We start from the raw sequence: 7624 nt of genomic DNA on the forward strand, positions 1-7624 counted from the left end.
CGTCAGGACGAGCCGACTCGGCCTGGGTCAGGTGAGCGGGTCGATGATCGCGTCGATGACGACCCGGGCCCAGTCGAGGAGGTCGGGGCCGTCGAGGGGTTTGGCGGGGAAGCCCGAGGAGACCGGGCGCGGGACCATGATGGTGTCCAGCTGCGGCTTGACCAGGGACTTCGGGTACATCCGGTTGAGCCGGACGACACGGGAGTCGGGCAGCGAGACCGGGTGGAAGCGTACGTTCTTGCCGGCCAGGGTGACCTCGGAGACGCCGGCCTGGCGGGCACGGGCGCGGAAGCGGGCGACCTGGAGCAGCGAGGAGACCTCCGCGGGCGGCTTGCCGTAGCGGTCGAGGAGCTCGGCGGCGACGGCCTCGACATCCTCGTCGGAGCGGACCTCGGCCAGACGCTTGTAGATCTCCAGTCGCAGCCGCTCCGACGGGATGTAGTCGTGGGGCAGGTGGGCGTCGACGGGGAGCTCGATGCGTACCTCGTTGAGCTCCTCGGCCGCGCCGTCGGGGCCGGCCTTGAACTCGGCGACGGCCTCGCCGACGAGGCGTACGTAGAGGTCGAAGCCGACATCGGCGATGTGGCCGGACTGCTCGCCGCCGAGCAGGTTGCCGGCGCCACGGATCTCGAGGTCCTTCATCGCGATCGCCATGCCGCCACCGAGGTCGGAGTGCTGCGCCAGGGTGGCGAGCCGCTCGTGGGCGGTCTCGGTCAGCGGCTTCTCGCCGGGGTAGAGGAAGTAGGCGTACGCCCGCTCGCGGGAGCGGCCGACGCGGCCACGCAGCTGGTGGAGCTGCGACAGGCCCAGGGTGTCGGCGCGCTCGATGATCATCGTGTTGGCATTCGACACATCCAACCCCGACTCGACCAGCGTGGTGCACACCAGCACGTCGAACTCCTTCTCCCAGAAGTCGACCATCACCTGCTCGAGCTGCTTCTCGTTCATCTGGCCGTGGGCGACCGCGACCCGCGCCTCGGGCACCAGCTCGCGGATCCGGGCGGCTGCCTTCTCGATCGAGTTGACCCGGTTGTGGATGTAGAAGACCTGACCCTCGCGAAGCAGCTCACGCCGCACCGCGGCGACGATCTGGCGGTCCTCGTAGGCACCGACGTACGTCAGGACCGGGTGTCGCTCCTCTGGCGGCGTGGTGATCGTGGACATCTCCCGGATGCCGGTGATCGACATCTCCAGGGTGCGCGGGATCGGGGTCGCGGACATGGACAGGAAGTCGACGGAGGTGCGCAGGCGCTTCATCGCCTCCTTGTGCTCGACGCCGAAGCGCTGCTCCTCGTCGACGATGATCATGCCGAGGTCCTTGAACCGGATGTCCTTGTTGAACAGGCGGTGGGTGCCGACCACGATGTCGATGGTGCCATCGGCGAGGCCGGCCATGACCTCGGCGGCCTCCTTGTCGGTCTGGAACCGGGACAGGCCGCGTACGTTGACCGGGAACCCCGACATCCGCTCCATGAAAGTCGACAGGTGCTGGGAGACCAGCAGCGTCGTCGGCACCAGCACGGCGACCTGCTTGCCGTCCTGGACCGCCTTGAACGCCGCTCGCACCGCGATCTCGGTCTTGCCGTAGCCGACGTCGCCGCAGACCAGCCGGTCCATCGGGGTGGGCCGCATCATGTCGGACTTCACCTCGTCGATGACGGCGAGCTGGTCGGCGGTCTCCTGGAACGGGAAGGCATCCTCGAGCTCGCGCTGCCAGGGGTTGTCGGGGCCGAACTGGAAGCCCTTGGTCGCCTGCCGCGCGGCGTAGAGCTTGATCAGCTCGGCGGCGATCTCACGGACCGCCTTGCGCGCGCGGGCCTTCCGCTTCTGCCAGTCGGCGCCGCCGAGCCGGTCGAGGCTCGGCTGCTCGCCACCGACGTACCTGGTGACCTGGTCGAGGGCGTCGGCCGGGACGTAGAGCCGGTCGGCCGGCCCGCCGCGCTTGGACGCGCCGTATTCGAGCACGAGGTATTCGCGGGTCGCGCCCTGCACCTCGCGCTGCTTCATCTCGATGAACTGGCCGACGCCGTGCTGCTCGTGGACGACGTAGTCGCCGGGCTTGAGCTCGAGCGGGTCGATCTGCTTCTTGCGCCGCGCCGGCATCTTGACCATGTCGCGCGTGGACGACTTCTGGCCGGAGATGTCCTCGCCGGTGAGCACGACCAGCTGGCTGGCCTCGTCGAGGAAGCCGTGGGTCAGACGGGCGTGGATGACGGTGACGGTCTTGTGGACCGGCTTGGCGTCCTCCGGGTCGCCCTCTGCCAGGCGAGCCTGGATGTCCCGCTCCCCCAGCGCCTCGACCGTACGCTGCGCCGTGCCGTGGGCAGGCTGGACGACGACCACGCGGTAGCTGTCGTCGCGCCAGCTCTCGATGTCGGCCAGCGCGGCGGCGGTGTCACCGCGGTAGGCCTTCGCGGGCTGCCAGTCGATCTTGCGGACCGGGACCCCGACGACGTCCGGATCGGCGAGATCGGACTCGCCGGCGTCGAGGCCGAACGGGCTGACCGACCACCACGGCTTGCCCTGCGAGATCGCGTGGGCGCGTACGTCGGCGAGGTCGCGGTAGGAGGCAGCGGAGAGGTCGATCGGGGCGACTCCGCCGCTGGCCGCAGCCGCCCAGGAGGCACCGAGGAACTCCTCGGCCGTGGCGACCAGGTCGTGGGCGCGGCTGCGGATCCGCTCGGGGTCGAGCAGCAGGACGTGGCTGTCCTCCGGGATCAGGTCGAGCAGCAGCTCCATGTCGTCGACGAGCGCGGGCGCGAGCGACTCCATGCCGTCGACCGCGATCCCGGCGGCGATCTTGTCGGTGAGCTCGATCAGGGTGGGGTGGGCCTCGCCCAGCTTTCGCGCCCGGTCGCGGACCTCCGGGGTGAGCAGGAGCTCGCGGCACGGCGGCGCCCAGAGGCGTTCGGTGGCCCCACCGTGCTCCTCGGCGATGGCGCGCTGGTCGGCGACCGCGAAGTGGCGGATCGAGTCGACCTCGTCGCCCCAGAACTCCACGCGGACCGGGTGCTCCTCGGTCGGCGGGAAGACGTCGACGATGCCGCCGCGGACTGCGAACTCACCGCGCTTCTCGACCAGGTCGACGCGAGAGTACGCCGCGTCGGCGAGCTTCACGACGACCTCGTCGAGACTCGCCTCCTGACCCTTGACCAGCTCCACGGGCTCCAGGTCGCCGAGGCCCTTGACCTGCGGCTGGAGCACGCTGCGGACCGGGGCGACGACCACCTTCAGCGGGCCGTACACACCGTCAGCGTCGGGGTGGCGCAGCCGCCGGAGAACGGCGAGCCGACGTCCGACGGTGTCGCTGCGCGGGGAGAGCCGCTCGTGCGGCAGCGTCTCCCAGCTCGGGTAGTAGGCGACCGAGTCGGTGGGCAGCAGGTCGGTCAGGTCGTTGACGAGATCCTCGGCCTCGCGCGAGGTCGCGGTGACCGCGAGGACGGTGCGCTCCTGGCGTACGAGACCGGCGACCACGAACGGGCGCAGCGCCTCCGGCCCGGTGACGTCGAGCGCCAGCATCCGGCCGCCCTTGGCCTCCGCCATCACCTCGCTCAGGGCGGGATCGCGCAGGACGAGATCGGCGAGCGGGGCGAGGATCACGGGTGACTCCAAAGGGCAGGCAAGCACGAGAGCCCCCGGCCGGGAAGACAGGGGGTGCTGGCTCCAGTCTAGGAGACGTGTGTAAAGACGTTTGACTTCGAGCGCACACCAAGCCGGAGCGTGGGTCGCATGAGATACACGACCATCGGATCAGGCGCCGGGTCCCGGCGCGTCAGCAAGCTCGCGCTCGGTGTGATGCGGTTCGGGACGGACACGGACGTCTCGACCTCCTACGACATCCTCGACCGCTTCGTCGAGGCCGGCGGCAGCTTCGTCGACACCTCCAACAACTACGCCTACTGGGCCAACGGCACCCAGGGCGGCGAGAGCGAGACCACGCTCGGGCAGTGGCGCCGTGACCGCGGGATCGGCGACGAGCTCGTCATCGCCACCAAGGTCGGCGCGCGGCCCACCGACGTCGTCGAGCGCGTCGAGAACGGCTGGGAGAACCAGCGGACCCGGCGCTGGGAAGGGCTGGCACCGGAGAACGTACGCGAGCAGGCCGACCGCTCCCGCGAACGCCTCGGCGTCGAGCGCCTGGACCTCTACTACGCGCACGTGCCGGACATGAACGGCGTGCCGCTCGAGGAGTACGCCGCCGGCTTCGCCGCCCTCGTCAAGGACGGTGTCATCGGCCAGTTCGGGCTGAGCAACCACTGGTCCTGGCAGGTCGAGCGGGCGCGGGCGGTCAACCCGGAGGAGGCGCGGCCGAGCGTGCTGCAGTACCACCACACCTACCTGCGTCCGCGGACGGACATCCCCGACCCACGGCTCTCCGTCGACGGCGAGATCGGCGTGGCCGACGCCTCGCTGCTCGCCTACCTGCGGGCGACGCCGGGGCTGACGCTGGTGGCCTACACGCCGCTGCTCACCGGCGCCTACACGAATCCTTCGAAGTCGCTCGATCCCGCCTACGACCACCCCGGGACGGCCGCGCGGCTCGCGGTGCTCGACGAGGTCGCCGTCGAGACCGGCGCGACCCGCAACCAGGTCGTGCTGGCCTGGATGCTCGGTGACAGCCTTCCGGTGATCCCGCTGGTCGGGGCGTCCTCGGTGGCTCAGCTCGACGAGAGTCTGGCGGCGGTGGATCTGGAGCTCAGCGAGGAGCAGAGGGCTCGGCTCGACGCTGCTGGGCGATGAGCTCGGCATCAGGGTCGGTCTCGCCCACGGCAGCGGCGTAGTAGGCGACCTTGAACTCGATCGCATCGAGATGGGCGGCCGTCTCGGCCAGCTGCGCGCGCACCCGGTCGCGGTGTGCGCGCAGCAGCTCCAGGCGGGTCTCCTCGTTGCCCTCCCCGGCCCGAACCATCTCGGCATAGCGGCGGATCTCCCGGATCGGCATCCCGGTCGAGCGCAGCCGGGTGATCAGCGTGATCCAGCCGAGGTCGCCCTCGGTATAGGCGCGGTGGCCCGACCCGTTGCGGCCGACCCCGAGCATCAGCCCGTCGCGCTCGTAGTAGCGCAAGGTGTGCGCGGTCAGGCCGGTCCGATCGGCCACCTCGGCGATGCTGAGCCCGTTGCTCTGTGCCTGCGACGTCATGGCTCCAGTGTCCAGGTTGGAGTGCACTCGAAGTCAAGCGTCGAGACAGGTCAGAGAGCCGAGCCGCCGGTCACGTCGAGCGTCTCTCCGGTGACCCAGCGCGCCTGGGGTGAGGCGAGGAACCCGACGGCGTCGGCGACCTCCTCAGGTGTGCCGATCCGACCGAACACCGAGAGCGCGTCGGCCTGCGCCCGCGGGCCGGGCAGGTTGATCCAGTCGGCGTTGATGTCGGTCTCGATCACGCCGGGAAGGACCGCGTTGACCGTCACCCCACGTGCGGCGAGCGGCGCGGCCAGGGAGCGGGTGAGGTTGTTGATGCCGGCCTTCGAGGCTGCGTACGTCAGGTGGGTCGGCGCCGCCACCCGGGTGTAGCCGGTCGACACGTTGATCACCCGGCCGCCGTCGCGCAGCCGCGGCGCGAGCGCCTGGGTCAAGAACATCGGCGCGATCAGGTTGACCTCGAGAACGCGGCGGGCGGTGTCCGGGTCGAGCTCGTGGAGCTCCTGGTTGCCGTTGATGCCGGCGTTGTTGACGAGGATGTCGAAGCCGCCGTCCTCGTCGGACGCCGTCGCGTCGAGCACGGCTTCCGTCCAGGCCTCGGCGATGTCGGCGGCGGCCCGCGCGCCGTCCTTGCCCAGGTCCGCCTCGATCAGGACCGCCCGCGCTCCGGCCGACTCGACGAGCCTCGCGGTCTCCTCGGCGGCCGCGCGGTTCGAGCCGTAGTGGATGCCCAGCAGGCCGACGCCGTCGGTGGCGAGACGTACGGCGATGGCGCGGCCGATCCCGCGCGAGGCTCCGGTGACGAGGGCGTTGCGGGTCATCTCGAGCTCATTTCTGTAGTGGTCGCTAAATAAACAGACACGAGATAATGTAGGGATCACTATGGAAATGCGCAAGGCCTCCCGCGGACGACCGCGCTCCTTCGACGAGAACGCGGTGCTCGACGCCGCGATGCGGGCCTTCTGGGAGCACGGCTACGAAGGCACGAGCGTTGCGACGCTCGAGGCCGCGACCGGGCTGAGGGCGCCGAGCCTCTACGGGGCGTTCGGCTCCAAGGAGGCGCTCTACCAGTCGGCGCTCGAGCGTTACGCGAGCGAGCACGGCGCGGTGCTGCGGCCCGACGGTCCGGCCCGCGAAGCCATCTCGGAGTTCCTGCTCGAGGCGGCCGACCGGTTCAGCGAGGGCGGGCTGCCACCGGGCTGCATGATCTCCACGGCCGCGCTCGGGGTGGGCGCCGCTCAGCGCGGGGTCGCCACCCGACCCGCCAGGATGCGGGCGCAGACGCTGGACGGGATCGAGCAGCGGCTGCGGCGGGCGGTCGACCAGCGTGAGCTGCCCGACACGACCGACGTCGCCGCCCTCGCCCGCCTCGTCGGCGCCGTGATCCAGGGGATGTCGGTGCAAGCCATCGACGGTGCCGCTCGGACGGACCTGCGCGCGCTCGCCGCGGTCGCGATGAGCGCCTGGCCCACAGAGGGTTGAATGGAGCGGTGAGAACCGGGACGTACGCCGCCACCCTGGCACTCCTCGCGCTCGCGCTCACCGCCTGTGGCGATGGGGCGCCCGACGCCCGTCCCTCGTCGACGCCCAGCGCGGAGACGTCGGTCCCGGCGGAGCCGTCACCCAGCGACGTACCTTCGTCATCTCCGGCTGCCCCGAAGCCCGGGTCGGTTCCGCCGCCGTGGCTCGGGACACGGGTCCTGAAGGAGGACGCGGAGGGGTACGGGATCGCCGGGCCCACGCCGAAGGAGCTGCGCAACCGGGCGTGGACGCTGCCGGACATGATGCCGATGCTGCCCGGTGACGGATTCACGGCCGAGGTCGACATCGCACCGGACGACGTGATCGCGCGCTCGACCTGGGTTCCGGGATGCCCGGTCTCGCGGCGGGAGCTGGCCTGGGTGCGGATGACGTTCTGGGGCTTCGACGGCGACCGTCACACCGGCGAGATGCTGATCAACGCCCGGGTCGCCGAGGACGTCGTCGGCGTCTTCCGGAAGCTCTACGAGGCGAGATTCCCGATCGAGCAGATGGACATCGCCACGAAGGCGTCCCTGGACGCTCCGCCGACCGGCGACGGCAACGGCACCGGCGGCTTCGTCTGCCGCCCCACGGTCGGCCAGACCTCGTTCTCCCAGCACGCCTACGGCCTGGCGATCGACATCAACACCTTCCAGAACCCGTACGTCAAGGGCGACCGCGTCATCCCCGAGCTCGCCCGCTGGTATCTCGACCGTGACCGGAAGGCGCCCGGGATGATCCACCCGGACGATGTGGTCGTCCAGGCTTTCGCGTCCATCGGCTGGGGCTGGGGCGGCGACTGGAACTCGCTGAAGGACTACCAGCACTTCAGCGAGAACGGCACCTGAAGCCCGGCACCGCTGGTCGAGCCGCCAACCCCCGCTGGTCGAGCCGCGAGGCCGCCTGCGGCCGAGCGTGTCGAGACCAACACGGTGCGATCGAGCGCGGAGCTCACCGTGTTGG

General features: G+C 70.6%; 6 protein-coding genes. 3 read left to right on the forward strand and 3 right to left on the reverse strand.

The window, feature by feature from the left end; genetic code table 11:
* Window positions 1-27: 27 nt before the first annotated feature.
* The gene (gene mfd, locus ACFU7D_RS27530; protein WP_378873351.1) at window positions 28-3543 is read right to left on the reverse strand and encodes a transcription-repair coupling factor; all 3516 of its coding nucleotides are present in this window, start codon (window positions 3541-3543) and stop codon (window positions 28-30) included.
* Between the two features lie 186 nt (window positions 3544-3729).
* Here mfd and ACFU7D_RS27535 point away from each other — a divergent pair, with 186 nt between their 5' ends.
* Window positions 3730-4740, forward strand: a complete 1011-nt coding sequence (locus ACFU7D_RS27535; protein WP_378873343.1) for an aldo/keto reductase — start codon at window positions 3730-3732, stop codon at window positions 4738-4740.
* Here ACFU7D_RS27535 and ACFU7D_RS27540 read toward each other — a convergent pair.
* A complete protein-coding gene (locus ACFU7D_RS27540; RefSeq protein ID WP_378732709.1) occupies window positions 4697-5140 on the reverse strand; it encodes a MerR family transcriptional regulator in 444 nt (147 codons plus the stop codon). The two genes, ACFU7D_RS27535 and ACFU7D_RS27540, sit on opposite strands and share 44 nt — an antisense overlap.
* Before the next feature lie 50 nt (window positions 5141-5190).
* Window positions 5191-5961, reverse strand: coding sequence for an SDR family NAD(P)-dependent oxidoreductase (locus tag ACFU7D_RS27545; RefSeq protein WP_378873345.1), 771 nt, complete (start codon window positions 5959-5961; stop codon window positions 5191-5193).
* A gap of 67 nt (window positions 5962-6028) precedes the next feature.
* Between ACFU7D_RS27545 and ACFU7D_RS27550 the strand changes: the two genes are divergently transcribed.
* Both ACFU7D_RS27550 and ACFU7D_RS27555 read left to right on the forward strand, forming a co-directional pair.
* Window positions 6029-6622 (forward strand): TetR/AcrR family transcriptional regulator, encoded by a 594-nt coding sequence (locus ACFU7D_RS27550; protein WP_378873347.1) that lies wholly within the window; start codon window positions 6029-6031, stop codon window positions 6620-6622.
* A gap of 8 nt (window positions 6623-6630) precedes the next feature.
* On the forward strand, window positions 6631-7509 hold the full coding sequence (locus ACFU7D_RS27555) for a M15 family metallopeptidase (protein WP_378873349.1): 879 nt from the start codon (window positions 6631-6633) through the stop codon (window positions 7507-7509).
* Window positions 7510-7624 lie beyond the last annotated feature (115 nt).

It is taken from the genome of Nocardioides sp. NPDC057577 (genome assembly GCF_042801335.1).
Taxonomy (GTDB): domain Bacteria; phylum Actinomycetota; class Actinomycetes; order Propionibacteriales; family Nocardioidaceae; genus Nocardioides.